The sequence below is a fragment of the Burkholderia sp. AU38729 genome, assembly GCF_020419725.1.
Classification (GTDB): domain Bacteria; phylum Pseudomonadota; class Gammaproteobacteria; order Burkholderiales; family Burkholderiaceae; genus Burkholderia.
Map to the genome: position 1 here is coordinate 311,790 of NZ_JAIZQO010000005.1, position 18,560 is coordinate 330,349.

The 18,560-nt window shown below is 70.5% G+C and carries 17 protein-coding genes; 9 read left to right on the top strand and 8 right to left on the bottom strand.

Annotation, left to right across the window (positions count from 1 at the left end):
* Nucleotides 1-4 precede the first annotated feature (4 nt).
* A complete protein-coding gene (locus tag LGM56_RS15970) occupies nt 5-745 on the top strand; it encodes a TetR/AcrR family transcriptional regulator (RefSeq protein ID WP_089497609.1) in 741 nt (246 codons plus the stop codon).
* Between the two features lie 96 nt (nt 746-841).
* Here the strand turns inward: LGM56_RS15970 and LGM56_RS15975 are convergent, their stop codons facing one another.
* Both LGM56_RS15975 and LGM56_RS15980 read right to left on the bottom strand, forming a co-directional pair.
* On the bottom strand, nt 842-1,876 hold the full coding sequence (locus LGM56_RS15975; RefSeq protein ID WP_226205610.1) for a LysR family transcriptional regulator: 1,035 nt from the start codon (nt 1,874-1,876) through the stop codon (nt 842-844).
* A complete protein-coding gene (locus tag LGM56_RS15980; protein ID WP_226205612.1) occupies nt 1,873-2,847 on the bottom strand; it encodes an AraC family transcriptional regulator in 975 nt (324 codons plus the stop codon). Before LGM56_RS15980 ends, LGM56_RS15975 begins: the two co-directional genes overlap by 4 nt.
* Before the next feature lie 150 nt (nt 2,848-2,997).
* Here LGM56_RS15980 and LGM56_RS15985 point away from each other — a divergent pair, with 150 nt between their 5' ends.
* Entirely contained in the window at nt 2,998-4,113 is a 1,116-nt protein-coding gene (locus tag LGM56_RS15985) for an NAD/NADP-dependent octopine/nopaline dehydrogenase family protein (protein ID WP_226205613.1), read from the top strand.
* Nucleotides 4,110-5,120: a 3-hydroxybutyryl-CoA dehydrogenase gene (locus LGM56_RS15990; RefSeq protein ID WP_226205615.1), complete on the top strand. Its 1,011-nt coding sequence runs from the start codon at nt 4,110-4,112 to the stop codon at nt 5,118-5,120. Before LGM56_RS15985 ends, LGM56_RS15990 begins: the two co-directional genes overlap by 4 nt.
* A gap of 137 nt (nt 5,121-5,257) precedes the next feature.
* Here the strand turns inward: LGM56_RS15990 and LGM56_RS15995 are convergent, their stop codons facing one another.
* The gene (locus tag LGM56_RS15995; RefSeq protein ID WP_226205618.1) at nt 5,258-6,595 is read right to left on the bottom strand and encodes an MFS transporter; all 1,338 of its coding nucleotides are present in this window, start codon (nt 6,593-6,595) and stop codon (nt 5,258-5,260) included.
* Between the two features lie 144 nt (nt 6,596-6,739).
* Nucleotides 6,740-7,630 carry a LysR family transcriptional regulator gene (locus tag LGM56_RS16000; protein ID WP_226205620.1) on the bottom strand — a complete coding sequence of 297 codons (891 nt, stop codon included), beginning with the start codon at nt 7,628-7,630 and terminating at the stop codon, nt 6,740-6,742.
* Nucleotides 7,631-7,731: 101 nt separating this feature from the next.
* Between LGM56_RS16000 and LGM56_RS16005 the strand changes: the two genes are divergently transcribed.
* From LGM56_RS16005 to LGM56_RS16030, 6 genes are all read left to right on the top strand, one after another.
* Nucleotides 7,732-9,285, top strand: coding sequence for an AMP-binding protein (locus LGM56_RS16005; protein WP_226205622.1), 1,554 nt, complete (start codon nt 7,732-7,734; stop codon nt 9,283-9,285).
* A gap of 11 nt (nt 9,286-9,296) precedes the next feature.
* Nucleotides 9,297-10,484, top strand: a complete 1,188-nt coding sequence (locus tag LGM56_RS16010; RefSeq protein WP_226205624.1) for an acyl-CoA dehydrogenase family protein — start codon at nt 9,297-9,299, stop codon at nt 10,482-10,484.
* Nucleotides 10,481-11,632, top strand: a complete 1,152-nt coding sequence (locus LGM56_RS16015; RefSeq protein WP_226205625.1) for a CaiB/BaiF CoA transferase family protein — start codon at nt 10,481-10,483, stop codon at nt 11,630-11,632. The genes LGM56_RS16010 and LGM56_RS16015 overlap by 4 nt, the downstream gene beginning before the upstream one ends.
* A 44-nt stretch (nt 11,633-11,676) precedes the next feature.
* Nucleotides 11,677-12,975 carry an MFS transporter gene (locus LGM56_RS16020; RefSeq protein WP_226205626.1) on the top strand — a complete coding sequence of 433 codons (1,299 nt, stop codon included), beginning with the start codon at nt 11,677-11,679 and terminating at the stop codon, nt 12,973-12,975.
* Between the two features lie 119 nt (nt 12,976-13,094).
* Complete coding sequence (locus LGM56_RS16025) at nt 13,095-14,156, top strand: porin (protein WP_226205627.1); 1,062 nt, start codon at nt 13,095-13,097, stop codon at nt 14,154-14,156.
* A gap of 39 nt (nt 14,157-14,195) precedes the next feature.
* The gene (locus tag LGM56_RS16030) at nt 14,196-14,582 is read left to right on the top strand and encodes a BON domain-containing protein (RefSeq protein WP_226205629.1); all 387 of its coding nucleotides are present in this window, start codon (nt 14,196-14,198) and stop codon (nt 14,580-14,582) included.
* Between the two features lie 14 nt (nt 14,583-14,596).
* On the opposite strand, the gene LGM56_RS16035 is transcribed toward LGM56_RS16030, so the two are convergent.
* From LGM56_RS16035 to LGM56_RS16050, 4 genes are read right to left on the bottom strand one after another with little or no spacing between them, the layout of a single operon-like run.
* Nucleotides 14,597-15,643 carry an ABC transporter substrate-binding protein gene (locus LGM56_RS16035; RefSeq protein WP_226205631.1) on the bottom strand — a complete coding sequence of 349 codons (1,047 nt, stop codon included), beginning with the start codon at nt 15,641-15,643 and terminating at the stop codon, nt 14,597-14,599.
* Nucleotides 15,640-16,791, bottom strand: a complete 1,152-nt coding sequence (locus LGM56_RS16040; RefSeq protein ID WP_226205633.1) for an NAD(P)/FAD-dependent oxidoreductase — start codon at nt 16,789-16,791, stop codon at nt 15,640-15,642. The genes LGM56_RS16035 and LGM56_RS16040 overlap by 4 nt, the downstream gene beginning before the upstream one ends.
* Nucleotides 16,784-18,217 (bottom strand): NAD(P)/FAD-dependent oxidoreductase, encoded by a 1,434-nt coding sequence (locus LGM56_RS16045; RefSeq protein ID WP_226205635.1) that lies wholly within the window; start codon nt 18,215-18,217, stop codon nt 16,784-16,786. Before LGM56_RS16045 ends, LGM56_RS16040 begins: the two co-directional genes overlap by 8 nt.
* Nucleotides 18,214-18,558, bottom strand: a complete 345-nt coding sequence (locus LGM56_RS16050) for a (2Fe-2S)-binding protein (protein WP_226205637.1) — start codon at nt 18,556-18,558, stop codon at nt 18,214-18,216. Before LGM56_RS16050 ends, LGM56_RS16045 begins: the two co-directional genes overlap by 4 nt.
* Nucleotides 18,559-18,560 lie beyond the last annotated feature (2 nt).

The following is an 18,560-nucleotide window of genomic DNA, read 5'->3' on the forward strand; positions in this document are numbered from 1 at the left end:
TGCCATGGCGAAATCACCCACGTCCCGTGTGGACAAGCGTCCCCCCGAGGCCATCCCAGACACGGCTGCTTCCGAACGCGAGCCGCGCGGCGCCCGCCGCAAGCGCGAAACGCGCGCCCGGTTGCTCGAAGCCGCGCTCAGGCTGATGGCAGAAAAAGGGGCGGAAGGTGTCGCCATCAATGAGATCACCGAGGCCGCGGATGTCGGCTTCGGCTCGTTCTACAACCACTTCGAATCGAAAGAAGCGATCTACACGGCGCTCGTGGACTGGGTGTTCGAGGATTTCGCCGATACGCTCGATCGTTGCGCCGCGGATTTATCGGATCCGGCCGAAGTCATTTCGGTGTCGGTGCGGCACACGCTGCTGCGCGCGCGTCGCGAACCGGTATGGGGACAATTCCTGATCCGGGAAGGCTTGTCCGCGCGCGCGTTGAGCCAGGGGCTCGGTCAGCGGCTCCTGCGGGATGTGCAGAAAGGTGCCGCCGCCGGGCGGTTCGTCGTCGCGGATCCGCTGCTGTCGGTCCTTTCGGTGGGAGGCACGGTGCTCGCCGCGATTGCGGCGGACTTGCAGTTCGACGCGCCGGCCAACCCCATGGCGCGCGGGTTCGCGGCACTCGGATTCGGCAACGAAGATTTCCCCGAGCGCACGGCGACGGTGCTGCTGCAAGCGCTCGGGCTCGCACGTGCCGAGGCTGAGGAGATCGCTCGCCGGCCGTTGCCTGCCGTTCGACCGAGTCAAATGTAGTTTTCGACGTGTTGCGCTGCCCGTCGCAGCTTGCGACGCATCATGCAGCATCCAGTGCCAAATGATCGTGGCCGTCGGACCAGCCCGTCCGCGCCGCTATGCGCAGGCGGGCGGCTGCGGCGCGAGCCACGCGTCGAACGGCGCCAGCTCGCCGATGTTGAACAGTTCGAGCAGCAGCGCGCGCAGCCAGCGATGGCCGGGGTCGGCGTCGAAGCGCCGGTGCCAGTACGCGTTGACGGCCCATTCGCCCGCCCCGGCGATCTCGTACAGCGCGCACGGTTGCCGCGCCGCGAACGTGATCGCGATCGTCTCCGGCAGGATCAGCGCATAGTCGCCGCCCTGCAGCAGCGCGGGCACCACCATGAAATCGGGGAGCGCCGCGCGCACGCGCGGCATCAGCCCGTGCCGTTCCAGCAACTGCATCGATTGCGGATGCGACGTGACCGCGACGAAGCGCAGCGTGTCGGGCACGTCGCCATCGAGCACGTAATCGTCGGATAGCGCGACGCGCTGCGCGGTGCGGCGCGGCATCAGCAGCACGCAGCGCTCGTGCAGCAGCGCGGTGCGCTGGAAGTGGCTCGATGCGTCGGCGAAATGCCCGAGCGCGAAGTCGATACGCCCCGATTCGAGTGCGACGTTGAGCTGACATTCGTCGACGTGCAGCGTCTCGATCACCGCACCCGGCGCGCGGCGATCGAACGCGGCGAGCAGCGTCGGCAGGAACGCGCTCGCCGCGAAATCGCTCATGTGCAGGCGGAACACGCGTTGCGTGCTGTCGGGCGTGAAGCGCGAGCCTTCGTCGAGCACGTCCTGCAGGATCGCGAGCGCCTTGTCGACCGACAGCGCGAGCCGCTGCGCGCGCGGTGTCGGCTCGACGCCGGTGCCGGTGCGCACGAACAGCGCGTCGCGGAACATCAGCCGCAGCCGGCCGAGCGCGTAGCTGACGGACGGCTGCGTGACGCCGAGCCGCAGCGCCGCGCGGCCGACGTGCCGCTCCTCGTACACGGCGCGAAACGTCTTCAGCAAGTTGAGATCGAGATCCTGCACGCGCAGTTCGGACGGGTCGTTGTCGTGCGATGCGGGTTCGGTGCGGGCCGGGGCCGCCGAACGGCCGGGTGCGGAGTGCGTCATCGGGGTTGCCTCGCGGTGACGGAAGGCGCGTGGCCGTAACGCCGCGCATACGCCTTCGCGAAATGGCCGAAGCCATGGATGCCGTGCGCGATCAGCACGTCGGTTACGCTGCGCGCGTCGCCGCGTTGCAGCGCCGCGTGCACGGCGGCGAGCCGGCATTCGCGCACGTAAGCGGCCGGCGTGGTGTGCAGGAACGCGCGGAACGCGTGCTGCAGCGTGCGCGGCGCGACGCCCGCGACCGCGGCCAGCGCGGCGAGTGCGAGCGGTTCGCCGAGGTGTGCATTGACGTGATCGCACGCGCGCCGCACGTGCGCCGGTAGCGGCGGCGTACCGCGCGTGAGCGCATCGCTGTACGAATGCGGCAGGTGCATGAGCAGCAGCGACATCAGCCACGCGGTGAGGTCGGCACCGAAGGTCGCTGCGGCCGTGCCGAGGCCCGGCTGCGCGCCGAGCCGGCACAGGTATTCGAAGGTCGGCAGAAGCAGCGCGGCGCTTGCGCCGGCGCCACCGGCCGCGAGATCGAACTGCAGCGGCCGCGTGAGCGTGGCCTGCAGCATGTCCTGCAACTTGCGTTCGAGCGCGCCGCGTTCGAGCCGCAGCACGAGATTGCGGCAATCGGGGCTCGTGCTCAGGCGGCTCACGAGCGCCGGCGACGACACCGTCAGCTCGCCGGGGCCGGCGCGCGCAATGACGCTGCCGGCCTGCAGCTCGCATGCACCGGCGAGCGTCAGCCTGAACAGGAAGTGCTCGGCGTCGTCGCCGAAATCGATGCGCGTTTCGCGGCCATAGCAGAGTTCGAGCAGCGCGCCGTGATGCAGCGGCACTTCGTACAGCTCCGCATGAAACGGATCACGGCCACGCGCGGCCATCCGGTGCGGCCCGAGCCGGTGGGCGACCGCGCGTTCGACTTCGTCGGGGGCGTGCAGCGCGCCGAGCCGGTTCGGCGCATGGCGGGACAGGGCGATATCCATTCACGGACCTCGTAGCGGATGCGGCGGGCGCGGCGGCATGCGCATCGCCGCGATTGCGTTGCGCGAACGGGCGTGCCGTTGCGCGTTCTGAAGCGACGCGGCGGGGGCGGCCGCGTAGTCTCGGAAACACTCAATCACCGGGAGAAGACGATGAAGGTATGTGTTCTGGGCGGCGGCCACGGCTGCCACGCGGCGGCGATCGACCTGCTCGAGAAAGGCCATGACGTGACGTGGTGGCGGCGCGACCGCGAGCCGCATGCACGGCTGCGCGAGCTCGGCGTACTGAGCGTGACCGACTATCGCGGCACGCGCGCGGTACCGCTCGGCGAGCCGCCGGGTGCGATCCGCCTGACCAGCGAGCTCACGGCCGCGCTGCGCGGTGCGCAACTCGTCGTGGTGCCGCTGCCGGCTACGTCGCACGACGCGCTCGCCGCGCAGGTCGCGCCGTTGCTGGAGGACGGCCAGGTCGTGTTCCTGCCGCCCGGCACGTTCGGCAGCGTCGTGTTCGCGCAGGCGGCGGCCGATGCCGGCAACCGTTCGCGCGTCGCGTTCGCCGAGACGGGCACGCTGCCGTATCTGGTGCGCAAGCATGGCGACAACGACGTCGTGATCAGCGCCTATGCGACACGCTTGCCGACCGGCGTATTTCCCGCGAATGCGGCCGGCTGGGCGTTCGACGTGTTGCGCGCGGGCTATCCGTCGGTCGAGCCGGTCGAGGATGCGTTGTCCGGCGCACTGATGAACGCGGGGCCCGTGATCCATCCGCCGCTGATCCTGATGAACGCCGGGCCGCTCGAACACTTCGACGCATGGGACATCCACAACGAAGGCACGCAGCCGTCGATCCGCCGCGTGACGAACGCGCTGGATGCCGAACGCATCGCGGTGCGCGAAGCGCTCGGCTACCGCGCGCCGCATTTCCCGCTCGCCGATCACTACGCGGCGGAAGGCGACGAATGGATGTACGGGCGCGGCGCGCACGGCAAGCTGACCGATAGCGGCGACTGGCGCGAGAAGATCGATCTGCGTGCCCATCGCTACATGCTCGAGGACACCCGGCTCGGGCTGTCGTTCATCGTGTCGTGCGGGCGCTGGGCCGGCGTGCCGACGCCGGTCGCGCAGGGGCTGCTGAGCATCGCGAGCGCGGTGGCGGTGCGCGACCTGTATGCGCAAGGGCGCACGCTGGAGCGGCTCGGGATCGCGGCGCTGTCGAAGGACGCGATGCGTGCGCTGCTCGACAACGGAGTCGCGGGAGTATCAGCATGAGCGCGGCCGCCGATGTGACGCGTGTACACGTGCTCGGCGCGGGGCGCATGGGGCAGGGAATCGCGCTCGTGTTTGCCTTTGCCGGAATCGACGTGACGCTGATCGACTTCAAGCGGCGCGATGCGGCTGGCCAACGCGCCTTCGACGATCGCACGCGCGACGAGATCGCCAGGCCGCTGCAGGCGCAGGTTGCGCTCGACCGCATCGATGCCGCGCAGGCCGATGCGGTCGTCTCGCGCATCGAGATCGTTTCTCGGGATGGCGCGGCCGATGCGGTGCGCGATGCAGAGGTCGTGTTCGAGGCGCTGCCCGAAGTGCTCGACGCGAAGGCCGACGCGCTGCGCTGGCTCGGCGAGCATGTCGATGCGCGCGCAACGATTGCATCGACCACGTCGACGTTCGTCGTCGCCGAGTTGCAGCGCCATGTCGCACACCCCGAGCGGATGCTGAACGCGCACTGGCTGAACCCTGCATTGCTGATGCCGCTCGTCGAGATCAGCCGCAGCGACACAACTGCCCAGTCGGTGGTCGACGCGCTGGCCGCGCTGCTCGAACGCGTCGGCAAGAAGCCGGTGATCTGCGGGCCGGCGCCCGGCTACATCGTGCCGCGCATCCAGGCGCTCGCGATGAACGAGGCCGCGCGGATGGTCGAGGAGGGCGTCGCAAGCGCGGAGGATATCGACACGGCCATCCGCACCGGCTTCGGCCCGCGCTTCGCGGTGCTCGGGCTGCTCGAATTCATCGACTGGGGCGGCTGCGACATCCTGTACTACGCGTCGAAGTATCTGGCCGGCGAGATCGGCCCGCGCTTCGCGCCGGCCGCGAGCGTCGTGCGCAACATGGAAGCCGGGCGCGATGGCGTGCGCACGGGGGCCGGCTTCCACGACTATGCGGACGTGGACGTGCCCGCGTACATGCGGCAGCGGCTCGGTGAATTCGCGCGGTTGCTCGATCATCTGGGATTGGCGCCGGTGTTCGACGGCGGGCGAAGCAGGCAGGACGCGTAGCCCGGACGTCGATGTCGCGCGCGCTCGCGGTGCCACGAAAGCGCGCACGTGGCACCGCGAGCCGGTGTGTCCGACACCCGCCGGCAAGCGCACGGGCACGGATGCGGATGCGGATGTGGCCGACGCGTGCCGCACGCTCACACCGTATCGCCGCGCGCGCCGGCGTCGGGCGCGATGCGCGTCTCGCGCATCACGCACAGCGTCGCGACGGTCACGAGGCCGAGCGCAACGAGAAACAGCGACACCGGCCACGACGCGTGATAGCGCGCGAGCAGTGCGGTCGCGATCAGCGGCGACATCCCGCCCGCGAAGATCGACGCGACTTCATGCCCGAGCGCGACGCCCGAGTAACGCACCTCGGTGCTGAACAGCTCGCCGACGAGCGCGGGCAGCGTGCCGATCATCGCACCGTGACTCACGGCGGTGCCGACCGTGAGCGCGAGCCACACGAGCGGCGTCACGCGCGTGTCGAGCAGCCAGAAGAACGGGAACGCGCACGCGACGAGGCTCAGCGCGCCGATCAGGTACACGGGCTTGCGGCCGATCCGGTCGGACAGCTTGCCCCACGCGAGCATCGCGCCCATCTCGACGATCATCGCGATCATCACGCCGGTCAGCATCACGCCGTTCGGGATGCCGACGTATTTGCCGTAGACGAGCGAGAACGCGAGGAAGATGTACGCGCCGCCGTTCTCGGCCACGCGCAGCCCCATCGCGAGCAGGATTTCCTTCGGATGGCGACGAATGCATTCGACGATCGGCAGGTGCGTGTGCGCGCCGCGCTTGCCGGCCTGCTCGAAGTCGCGGCTTTCCGGCAGATGGCGGCGGATATAGATGCCGATCGCGAAGATCGCGACGCTCGCGAGGAACGGCAGCCGCCAGCCCCACGTGCGGAACGCGTCGTCCGGCAGCGCCTGCGCGGCGAGAAACGCGGCCGACGACAGCACGAACCCGCCGCCCACGCCGAGCTGGCTCCATGCGGCGTAGTAGCCGCGCTGTTCCGGCGGCGCGTTCTCGCTGATCATCAGCACGCCGCCGCCCCATTCGCCGCCGGACGCGATGCCTTGCAACAGGCGCAGCACGACGAGCGCGGCGGGCGCCCACACGCCGATCTGCGCATAGGTCGGCAGCAGGCCGATCGCGAAGGTCGACGCGCCCATGATCAGCAGCGTCCACACGAGCGACGCCTTGCGCCCGTAGCGATCGCCGACGTGGCCGAACACGATCCCGCCGAGCGGCCGCGCGACGAAGCCCAGCGCGAAGGCCGCGAACGCGGCGAGGCTGCCCGTGAGCGCCGATGCGCCGGGCGGGAAGAACACATGGCCGAACACGAGCGCCGCGGCCGTGCCGTACACGAAAAAGTCGTACCACTCCATCGCGTTGCCGGCGACGGAGGCGATGACGATTCGGCGCAGCTGCCGGTCGGCGAGCGGCCGGGCGGCGCTCGGGGATTGCATGATGTCGGTCGGGACCATGGCGGACTCTGAAGGGGAAGCGGGCGCGTGCCGTCTGAGCAGCACTGCGGGCTAGTGTTGTCGGCACCGTGCGCCCGGTCAAATCCGCAGAAAAAGGGGAGGGTCATCACTCCCGCTGATGATGGTCGCGGCGCTTCCCCGCGCCTACCCCACGCTTTCCCGCAGCAGCGCGATCATCCGCTGCGCCAGCGGCGGCACGTACGCGCCTGCCCGGTGCATCGCGCCGATGCGGCGGTCCAGGTCGAGCTCGCCGGCCCGCAGGTCGAGCGCGCGCAACCCGGTCACCTGGTCGAGCGCATCCGCGCCGCCGACGCATAGCAGCGGCGTGCCGCGCAACAGCTGCAGCAGCGACGTATTGCCGAAATCGGTCTCGATGCGCAGGCGCGGCGCGGGCAGGCCGCGTGCGCGGAACGCGTCGTCGATCCGGTGCCGCACGGGAATCGTCGCTTCCGGCAGCAGCCACTCCTGATCGGCGAGATCCGCGAGCGTGAGCCCGCGCTTGCGCTGCAGCGGGTGCGCGGCGTCGGCGAGCACCGTCAGCCGGTCGTCGAACAGCGCGATGGTGTCGAGGCCGGCGTCCGGCTGCTGCGGTTCGGGCGCGACGACGAGATCGAGCTCGCCGGCCGCGAGCAGGTCGAGCAGTTCGCGCGCGAGCCGGCAGCGCAGCCGCAGCCGCGCGGCCGGCCGTTCGCGGATCAGTTGCCGGCACGCACCGAGCACGAACGCATTGGGCACGGTCGGCGAGTAGCCGATCCGCACCACGCCCTGTTCGCCACCGCGGATCGCGCGCATCTCCTGCATCGCGTCGTCGAACTCGAGCGCGATCCGCTGCGCGCGCGCGACGAAGCGTGCGCCGGCCGGTGTCGGCGTCATCCCGTTCGCGGTGCGCTCGAACAGCGTCACGCCGACTTGCCCCTCCAGCCGCTGCACGGCTTTCGTGAGCGCCGGCTGCGACAGCCCCAGCGCCTCGGCGGCCTTGCCGATGCTGCCGTGCCGCTCGACGGCCAGCAGGTACTCCAGATCGCGCGTGTCCATCGGGGGATTCCTGGCGGTTATGACTTTATATCCGGTGATGCATTGTGGTGATGCCTGGGCATCTTACAGACTGGCGGCACTGTTCGACCAGGAGAATCGATTTGAGCTTCGCCTACTTCCTGCGGCGCGCGGCCCGCTACTGGGGCAGCCAGCCCGCCGTGATCCACCGCGACCGTGCCGTCACGTACCGCCAGCTCGACGAGCGCTCGACCCGGCTCGCGAACGCGCTGCGCGGCCTCGGCTTCGCGCCCGGTACCCGCATCGCCGTGCAGGCGCGCAACTGCATCGAGCTCGTCGAGATCGAATGCGCGCTGTACAAGGCCGGCCTCGTGAAAGCCGCGCTGAATCCGCGCTTCACGGCGGCCGAGGCGGCCGACGTCGTCGGCAACTGCGCGCCCGCCGCGTTCATCGGCGGGCGCGGCTACACGGATTACACGCCCGATTCGCCGGGCTTTGCGTCGGTCGAGCGGTTCGTGTCGATCGGCGGTGCGACGACCGGCTATCTCGACTACGACACGCTGGTCGCGAAGGGCGGCGATACGCCGCCCGACTATCAGCCGGCGCCGGACGACCTCGCCGTGCTGCATTTCTCGTCCGGCTCGACGGGGCGCATCAAGGCCGCGATGCAGAGCTACGGCAACCGGCTCGCGTCGCTGCGCAAGATCGTGCTGGGGATGGACCGCCCCGCGCAGCCCGGCGACCGACTCGCGCTGATCGGCCCGATCACGCATGCGTCCGGGATGCTGATGCAGCCGTACCTGTTCTGCGGCGCGACGCTCGTGCTGTTCGACGCGTTCGAGCCCGCGCATTTCCTCGCCGAGGTCGCGCGCCAGCGCATCACGCACACGTTCATGGTGCCGGCGATGGTCAACATGCTGCTGAACGCGCCGGAGCTCGCGCAGGCCGACTTGCGCAGCCTGAAGGTGCTCGGCTACGGCGCGGCGCCGATGGCGCCGGCGCGCATCGAGGAAGCATGGGCGCGCATCGGCCCCGTGCTGTCGCAAGGCTATGGCGCGAGCGAATCGACGTCGGGCGTCACGCGGCTCGGCATCGCCGACCACGCGCACGCGCTGCTGCACGACCGCGAGCGGCTCGCGTCGTGCGGCCGGCCACTCGGCGAAACCGAGGTGCGGGTGGTCGATGCCGACGGGCGCGAAGTCGAAGGCGACGCGATCGGCGAGATCGTGATTCGCGGCGCGGACGTGTTCCAGGGCTACTGGAATGCGCCGGAGCTGACGCGCGAGGTGCTGGTCGACGGCTGGCTGCACACGGGCGACCTCGCGCGTACCGATCGCGACGGCTTCATCTATCTGGTCGACCGCAAGCACGACATGATCATCTCGGGCGGCTTCAACGTGTATCCGACCGAAGTCGAAGCGGCGCTGTACCGGCACGAAGGCGTGCTCGAGGCGTGCGTGGTCGGCGTGCCCGACGACAAGTGGGGCGAGGCCGTGAAGGCGGTGGTCGTGCTGCGTGCCGGCCGTGATGCGCACGCGAACGATCTGGTCGCGCACTGCCGCGCGCAGCTCGCCGACTACAAGCTGCCGCGCTCCATCGATTTCGTCGCCGAGCTGCCGAAGAACGCGAACGGCAAGATCGCCCGCAAGCTCGTGCGCGAGCCGTACTGGCGCGGTGTCGCGCGCCGCGTCAACTGAAGGAATCCGCCATGTTCGATCATCTGCAACGCCCTGAATTCGTCGCGCTGCGCGCGGCCGCCCTGCGCTTCGTCGACGACGAACTGCGCCCGATCGAGCGCGAGCTGCGGCTCGACTCGGAAGACGTGTGGCCGCGCGACGTGCTGCGCCGCGTCTGGCAACGCTCGGCCGCGCTCGGCTTCTATACGGCGAGCCTGCCCGTCGAGATCGGCGGACACGGGCTGTCGATCGCCGAGGTGTGCGCGCTGAAGGCCGACCTCGCCGCGAGCGGCGCGGCGCTCGCGCCGCACGTGCTCGGCGAACTCGGCGGGCCGCCGCGCGTCGGCAACATGCTGAAGTACGCGACGCCCGCGCAGCTCGATTGCTATTTCAAGCCGGTGATGCGCGGCGAGAAATCGACGTGCTTCGCGCTGACCGAGCCGCACTCGGGCTCCGACGCGATGAGCATCCGCACCACGGCGGTCGAGGACGGCGATGCGCTCGTGATCAACGGCACGAAGCACTACATCAGCGGCGCGCCGTTCGCCGATTTCGCGATCGTGATGTGCGTGACCGATGCGTCCGCGACGCCGCCGCAGATCACGGCCGTGCTGGTCGATCTCGACCTGCCCGGCGTGAGCGTCGAGCACGAATACGTGCCGATGTCCGGCCAGCACATCGATGCGGACATCCGCTTCGTCGACGTGCGCGTGCCGCGCGAGAACGTGTTCGGCGGGCTCGGCAACGGCTTCCGGCTCGGCATGTCGCGCATCAACGTGAACCGGCTGCTGCATTGCCCGACGATGCTTGGCCTCGCGATGTCGGCGTACCGGGCGTCGCTCGATTACGCACGCACGCGCCGGCAGTTCGGCGGCCCGATCGCGCGGTTCCAGGCGATTCAGCACATGCTCGCCGACATGGCCGCCGCGCTGTGGGCATGCGAAAGCATGATCGCGCATACGGCCGCACTCGCCGATGCGGGCGCCGACCTGCGGATGACGGCCGCCGCCTGCAAGCTGTACGTGTCGGAGCGCTGTTTCGAGGTCGCGGACAAGGCAGTGCAGATCCACGGCAACGTCGGTGTCACGCGCGGCCATCCGGTCGAGCAGACGTTCCGCAAGCTGCGGATGTTCCGGATCCTGACCGGCACCAGCGAGATCCAGCGCAACACGATCGCGAAGGCGATTCTCGAACCGGCCGGCCCGGGAGGCGCTGCATGACGGCTCGCGACGACGCACGCGGCGCATGGCCTGCCGCCGATGGTGACAGCGACGCGCCGGCCTGGTCGTGCCTGCGCGGCGTGCGGATCGTCGATGCCGGCCAGCTGCTGCCCGGCCCGCATGCGTGCGCGTTGCTGCGCCAGCTCGGCGCCGACGTGATCAAGGTCGAGCCGCCGGGCGGCGACGCGTTGCGCCAGTTCGGCGCCGACACGTTCGCGCAGTTCAACCGCGGCAAGCGCTCGATCGTGCTCGACCTGAAGACGCCCGACGGCCGCGCACGCTTTCTCGATCTCGTGCGCGACGCCGATGCGGTGGTCGAAGGCAACCGGCCCGGCGTGATGGCGCGGCTCGGGCTCGGCTACGACGTGCTGGCGCACGCGAACCCGCGCGTCGTGCTGTGCTCGATCACCGGCTACGGGCAGGACGGCCCGTATGCGAACCGTCCCGGCCACGACCTGAACTTCCTGGCCGACGCCGGTTACTGGTCGGTGCCCGCGCAGCTGCATGACACCGTCTCGCGGCCGCGCGTGCGGCTGGCCGACCATGCGGCCGCGTTGCACGCCGCGCTCGCGCTGGCGGTGGCCGTGATGAGCGCACGCGCGAGCGGGCGCGGCCAGCATCTCGACGTGTCGATCCACGACGCGATCTTCGCGTGGACCGCACCGGCCGCGTGGGCGCTGCGCACCGGCCGCGATACGCCCGACACGGCGCGCTGGGTGATGCCCGACAACGACCTGTTCGAGACCGCCGATGGCCGGCACATCGTGCTCGCGACGCTCGAGGACAAGTTCTGGGCCGCGTTTGCCGATGCGCTCGGCGACGCGTATCCGGCGCTGCGCGAACCGCGTTTCGCGCAACGCGCGGGCCGGCAGCAGCATCGGCACGCGCTGGGCGCGCTGCTGCGCGCGACCTTCGCGACGCGCCCGCAGGACGACTGGATGCGCGTGCTCGGCGCGCTCGGGCTGCCGGTGTCGCGCGTGCCCGACGCGAGCGCGGTGTTCGACGATCCGCACGTGCGCGAACGCCGCGTCGCCCGCGAGGTGGCGGCCGACCGGTCGCTCGCGGTGCGCTTCCCGGTGAAGTTCTCGCTCGGCCTGCCGGACCGTGACGACCGGGTGCCGGCGCCCGGCGAGCACGGCGGCGGATAGCGCGACGCCACCGGCCGCCGACGATAAATACACAGGAGACAGCCATGACGAATGGTGCGCAATACCGCCCCGGACGGGCGTGGTCGATCGCGACGATGCTCGCGCTGATGATGCTGGTGAATTTTCTCGACAAGGTCGTGCTCGGCCTCGTGTCGGTGCCGATGATGCGCGACCTGCATCTGAGCCCGACGCAGTTCGGCGTGATCGGCGGCAGCCTCAACTGGCTGTTCGCGGTCGCGGCGGTCGCGGGCGGTATCGCCGCGAACCGCTGGCCCGCGAAATGGCTGCTGTTCGCGATGGCGGCCGCATGGGCGCTGCTGCAACTGCCGATGCTCGTCGCAAGCTCGATCTGGGTCGTCATCGCGTGCCGCGTGCTGCTCGGCATCGGCGAAGGGCCCGCGTCGCCGGTCGCGACGCACGCGATCTACAAATGGTTTCCCGATACGCGGCGCAATCTCCCGGTCGCGCTGCTGCACCAGGGCAGCGCGCTCGGCCTGCTGATCGCCGGGCTCGCGATTCCGGTCGTCACGTCGCACTGGGGCTGGCGCGCGAACTTCGCGGTGCTGGCGGTGCTCGGGGCCGTGTGGTGCATCGCGTGGGCGGTGCTCGGCGAGGAGGGCACGCTGTCGCGCGGCCCGCGTGCGGCCGGCGGCGAGCGCGTGCCGTACGGGCGTCTGCTGACCGACCGCACGGTGCTCGGCAACTTCCTCGGCCATTTCGCGGCGAACTGGATTCTCGCGATGACGCTCACGTGGATGCCGACCTACCTGCAGCTCGGGCTCGGCTTCGGGCCGCACGAGGCGGGGCGCATGTTCGCGCTGTTCGTCGCGGTCACGTCGCCGCTCAGTCTCACGCTGGCCTGGCTGTCGCAAACCTTGCTCGCGCGCGGCATGCCGTCGCGCCACGGGCGCGGCACGTTCATCGCCGTCACGCTCGCCATTGCCGGCGCGATGCTCGCCATGCTGCCGGTGCCGGAGCTGCCGCGCGCGGCGAAGCTCGTGCTGCTGACGCTCGGCAGCGGCCTGACGCTGACGATGTACTCGATCGGCCCCGCAATGCTCGCCGAGGTGACGCCCGACGCGCAGCGCGGCGGCGTGCTCGCGCTCAGCAACGGCTTCGCGTCGCTCGCGGGCCTCGGCGCGCCGGTCGTTACCGGGATGCTGATCGAGGCGAGCGGCGCGTCGGTCGCGCGCGGTTTCGAACAGGCGGGCGTCGTGTGCGGCGTCGTGTTGATCGCGTGCGGCGTGCTCGGCGCCTGGTGCCTCGATCCGCAGCGTTCGCTGCGGCGCCTCGCGGGCGACACGGAGCGTGCCGCGCCGACGGTCGGCGCGTGCGGCCGCTAGCGCGTGCCGCGCACATCGCATTGCATCGCATTCGGCGTACGGCCCGCCAGCCGGGCCGCGGCGCCTTTCGACGGGAGCAGTACCACGAAACGCCGCGCGACGACGCGGCAGGAGGAGACATGAAGAAGATGATCGCGGCGGCGCTGATCGGCACGCTGTGGGGAAGCGCGCACGCGCAGTCGAGCGTGACGCTGTTCGGCCAGGTCGGCGGCGGCGTGCGATGGGTCAACGGGCAACAGGGCGGCAGCCAGGTGGGCTTCAACGGCACCAACATCATCGCCGGCAACGAGTTCGGGATTCGCGGCAAGGAGGACCTGGGCGGCGGCACGACCGCGCTGTTCGTCCTCGACGGCGCGTACAACACCGGCACCGGCGCGTTGAAGACGCCGGGCACGCTGTTCTCGCAGGCCGCGTATGTCGGCGTGTCGGGCGCGTTCGGGCGATTCACGTTCGGCCGCCAGTTCAATGCGGCCGAGGATCTCGGCATCGCACTCGATCCGCTCGGCGGGCGCGGGCAATCGCTGGCGGTCGAGCCGGGCGTGCAGTTCGCGGGCAACTTCTTCACGCTCGATTCGCGCTTCAACAACACGATCAAGTATCTCGGCCAGGCGGGCGGCCTGAGGTTCGGCGCGAGCTATTCGCCGGGTGGGGTCGCGGGCAACACGCGCGCCGGGACGAATTTCTCGGCGGCGGCAATGTATTCGTTCGCGAACGTGATGGGTGGCGCGTCCTATTCGAAGACGTACAGCGCCGACGGCACGCAATCCGCGCAGACGATCCAGACGGGCGGCACATTGCAGTTCGGGCCCGCGCGCCTGTATGCCAGCTACGCGTCGCTGGCCGTGACCGCACAACGCGCCGGCGCGCCGACGCGACACGACGATATTCCGTCGCTCGCGCTGCTCGTGCAGGCGACGCCGCGGTTGCAGTTTTCCGCAGCGGGCTTCTACGACATCGCGCGCCGCATCGGCAACGTCCCGGGTGCCGACGGCAACAAGCTGACGGTCTACGCGGTTGCCGAGTACTTCCTGTCGAAGCGCACCGAACTGTACGTCGAACTCGATCGCAACGGCATGACGGGCGCCTATATGCGCGACCCCGTGACGCGTGCCGCTTTGGGTTTGCGACCGGGCGCGAGTGCGACGACCGGCGCGACGCTCGGGATGATGACGCGCTTCTGAACGCAGCGTTTTTCTCATTCTACGAAAAGAGGAATCCTCATGAAAATCCTGATGAAGTCCGTTTATCGCATCGTGCTGGCGATCGCAACGTGCTGTACCGCACTGACGCCGGCGCTGGCGCAATCGGACGCGACAGTCGCGCCTTCATCCGCGCCGGTTGTCGCTGCCGCGCCGGCGGCGGCATCGGTCGTCAGGCAGCGCAAGGCGGCCGACCGCAAGCTGATGCGGCGCGTGAGCGCGGCGCTGGCCCGCACGCAGGGGCTGAATGCGACGCGCGTGCTGGTACGCGTGCGCGACGGTGTCGTGACGCTTGCCGGGTCGGTGTCCGACACGGGCCAGGTGGCGCTCGCGGCCGAGGCGGCGCGGGGCGTCGACGGCGTCGTGTCGGTCGTGAACCTGCTGCGGATCGACAGCCAGCCGTTGTGACGCGCGTCGCAGGCCTACCGCTCGATCTGCCGGTTCCAGCGAGTATCCCACTGCGCGCGGCGCGCGTTGATTGCGGTCCAGTCGACGACCGTTACCTTGCGCACCAGGTCGTCGACGTTGCCGAGGCTCTGCTGCATCGCGGCGGGCATCTTCGCGACGCGGTTGGTCGGGATCTGCTTGCCGGCCTCGGCGGCCTTCGTCTGCGCGGGCGCGGACAGCAGGAACTGCGCGAGCTTCTGCGCCAGCTGCGGATCGGGGTTGTTCGCGACCACGCACAGGTCGACGAGCAGCAGCACGGGGCCTTCCTTCGGGTTCGCGTACGCAACCGGGATGCCCTTGTCCTGCAGGTCGCCGACGCCGGTCGGCGTGAGCGGGAACAGGCCGGCCTCGCCGGTCTGCACCATCTCGGAGATCTTCGCCGAGTTCGGGATGTACTCGACGACGTTCGGCCCGACCGTGCTCGCCCACTTGCTGAAGCCTGGCTCGACGTTCTGCTCGCTGCCGCCGAGCAGCCGGTTGATCGCGAGGAAGCCGTGCAGCCCGAACGTGCTGCTCGACGCCGACTGGAACACGACCTTGCCCTTGTATTTCGGATCCGCGAAATCCATCCACGACGTCGGCGGTGCCCAGCCCTTTTCCGCGAACAGCTTCTTGTTGTACGCGATGCCGGTCATCCCGAGCTGAACGCCTGCGCCGACGTCGTCCTTCATTCGCGCGAACGGATACAGCTCCTTCAGCACCGGCGAGTCGTCGAGCTTCTGGCACACGCCGAGGCTGACCGCGCGCGCCATCACGCCGTCGTCGAGGAGCGCGACGTGGATCTGCGGCTTGTTGCGGTTCGCGAGCAGCTTCGCGAGCACGTCCGACGACGTGCCGGGCACGACGACGACCTTCACGTTGTTCGCCTTCTCGAACTCGGGCAGCACCTGGCTCGTATAGGCCTTCTCCATCGGGCCGCCGTTCATGCCGACGTAGATCGTCTTCGTTTGCGCGAACGCGGGCGCGCTCACGCCCGCGACGCAGAGAGCGGCGGCGGCCGCAATCGTTCCGAGCAGTTTCACTTGTGGGTCTCCTCTTGGGGGAAAGGGGTGGTCGGCGTGGCTTGCGGGGCGAAACGGCCGATCGAGAACGCGTCGAGCGGCGTGGCGGTTTCGCCGGTCGTGACGAGATCGGCGAGCACGTCGCCGACACCCGGCGCGAGCAGGAAGCCGCCGCCGGAAAAACCGAACGCATGCAGCAGATTCGGCGTCGTGCGGCTCGCGCCGATGATCGGGTTGTGGTCGGGCGTGCAGCCTTCGACGCCGCTCCACGTGCGGATCAGCAGCGCGTCGCGCAGCGCGGGCAGCAGCGCACAGGCGTCGCGCATCGCCGCGCGCGTCGTATCGACCGACGGCTGGCCGAACTCGCCGTCGCCGCGGCCGCGCCCGCCGCCGATCACGCAATTGCCGCGCGCGACCTGCCGCGCATACACGCCGCCGCCATAGACGCCGAGGTTGTGCGTGATGAACGGCGGGAGCGGTTCGGTCACCCACATGTTCGGGTAGATCGGCTCCATCGGCACGGCTTCGCCGAAGCGCTCGGCGATCGTGTTCGCCCACGCGCCGGCCGAATTGATCAGCCACGTCGCGCTGCACGCGCGGCCGCCCGCTTGAAAGTGGAAGCGCGCGCCGTCGTGGTAAACGTCGCCGACCGGCGTGTGCTCGAACACGTCGGCGCCCGCCGCGCGGGCCGCGCGCGCGAACGCGGGCGACACGAGGCGCGGGTTCGCGTGGCCGTCGGTCGCGCACAGCGAACCGCCGAGCGCCGCGCGGCCGAGCCACGGATAGCGGCGGCGGAACGCGTCGCCGCGCATCACCTGCAGCGGCAGGCCGTGCTCGCCGGCGAGCGTCGCGTACGCGTCGAGCGCGTCGAGATCGGCGTCGCTGCGCGCGAGCCGCAAATGGCCCGATACGACGAATTCGCCGTCGATGCCGATCAGTTCGGGCAGGCGATCCCAGATGCGCCGCGCGCGCAACGCGAGCGGCAGTTGCTCGGCCGGGCGGCCCTGGCAGCGCACGCCGCCGTAGTTCACGCCGCTCGCCTGCGCGCCGCAGTCGCGCCGCTCGAACAGCCCGACGCGCAGGCCCCGCCGTGTCAGCGCCAGCGCGGCCGACGCGCCGACGAGGCCGCCGCCGACGATCGCGACGTCGTAATGCCGGATCTCACTCATCGCGCGCCTCGTCGGGAATTGCCGCGACGTCGTCGCCGCCTAGCGCGGCCGAGATGGGGAACGGCTTCACGGGCGGTTGCGCGCGCAACCGGCCGATGTCGGCCAGCGGGCGGCCGGTTTCCGCGGCCAGCACGAGCGCGGCCGCGTCGCCGCACATGCGGCCCTGGCAGCGGCCCATCCCGACCCGCGTCAGCGCTTTCAGCCGGTTCAGCTCGGTCGCTGCGCCGTCACGGATGCAGCGGCGCAGCGCGCCCGCGTCGATCTCCTCGCAGCGGCACACGATCGTATCGTCGGCGCAGCGTGCGGCCTGCTCGACGGGCGGCGCGAACGCCGCTTCGAGGCCCGTGCGGAAGGCGCCGATGCGCGCGAGCGTGCGTTCGAGCGTCGCCGCATCGGGCTTGCCGGACGGCGAGGGCGGCGCCATGCCCGCGTCGTCGAGCAACGCGAGCGCCGCGCGCCGGCCCGACGCTTCGGCCGCGTCGGCACCCGCGATGCCTGCGCCGTCGCCCGCGACGTAAATCCCGCGCACCGACGTGCGGCCGGCCGCGTCGCGCTCGGGCAGCCATGCACGATTGACCGGGTCGAAACCGAACCGGCAGCCGGCAAGATCGGCGAGCTGCGTTTCCGAACGCAGGCCGAAGCCGAGGCCGAGCGCATCGCAGTCGAGCACGCGCGGCGGTGTATCGGCGCCGGCCGCGCGCCACGCGAGCCCCGTCACATGCCGTTCGCCGAGCACGCGCTCGAGCGTGACGCCCGTTTCGACCGCGACGCCGTGCGCGCGCAGCCAGCCGATGTAATACAGCCCCTTCGCGAAGGTGGAAGGCATGCGCAGCAGCGCGGGCGCGGCGGCAGCCTGGCGTCGCAGCGGGCTCGTGTCGAGCACGGCCGCGACGTGCGCGCCGGCCTTCGCATACTGGTACGCGACGAGATACAGCAGCGGCCCCGTGCCCGCGAACACGATGCGCCGGCCGATCGCGCAGCCTTGCGCCTTCAGCGCGACCTGCGCGCCGCCGAGCGTATAGACGCCCGCGAGGGTCCAGCCCGGCACCGGCAGCATCCGGTCGGTCGCGCCGCTTGCGACGATCAGGTGCGAATACGGCACGGCCACTTCGTGGCCGCCCTGCAGCGTATCGACGCGGCCCGCGCCACATGCCCACGCGAGCGTGTCCGGCCGGTAGTCGACGTGCGGCAGCAGCGCGGCCATGGTCCGGTGCACGGCGTCGGCCTTGGCGGCCTCGAACCCATACAGCGTGCGCTTGCCGCGCGCGAAAGCACCATCCGCCGGCGGTTGCCGGTAGATCTGCCCGCCCCAGCGCGCGTTCTCGTCGAGCACGACGGGGCGCAGCCCCGCGTCGACCAGCGCCTCGGCCGCGCGCACCCCGGCCGGGCCCGCGCCGACGATCACCGGTTGCAGTGCATCGTTCATCGCATGTCTCCGGTTGCCACGGGCTGCGCGCCAGTGACAATCCGCATGCCGTCGGCGATCGGCGTCGAGCACGCGCGCACGCGTGCGCCTGCCTCGGTGCGCACCCAGCAGTCCTGGCACGCACCGATCAGGCAGAAGCCCGCGCGCGGCAGGCCGCTGAATTCGCTCACGCGCACGCGGCGCTGAGCGACGAGGATCGCGGTGAGCACGGTGTCACCGGCAAGCGCGTGCGCGGGGCGGCCGTCGAGCGTGAACGCGATGACGGCGCGCTCGCGTTCGGCGACGCGCACGAATTGCGGGCCGTCGTCGGCGATGTCGGAGGAACGGGAAACGGAAGTCATCG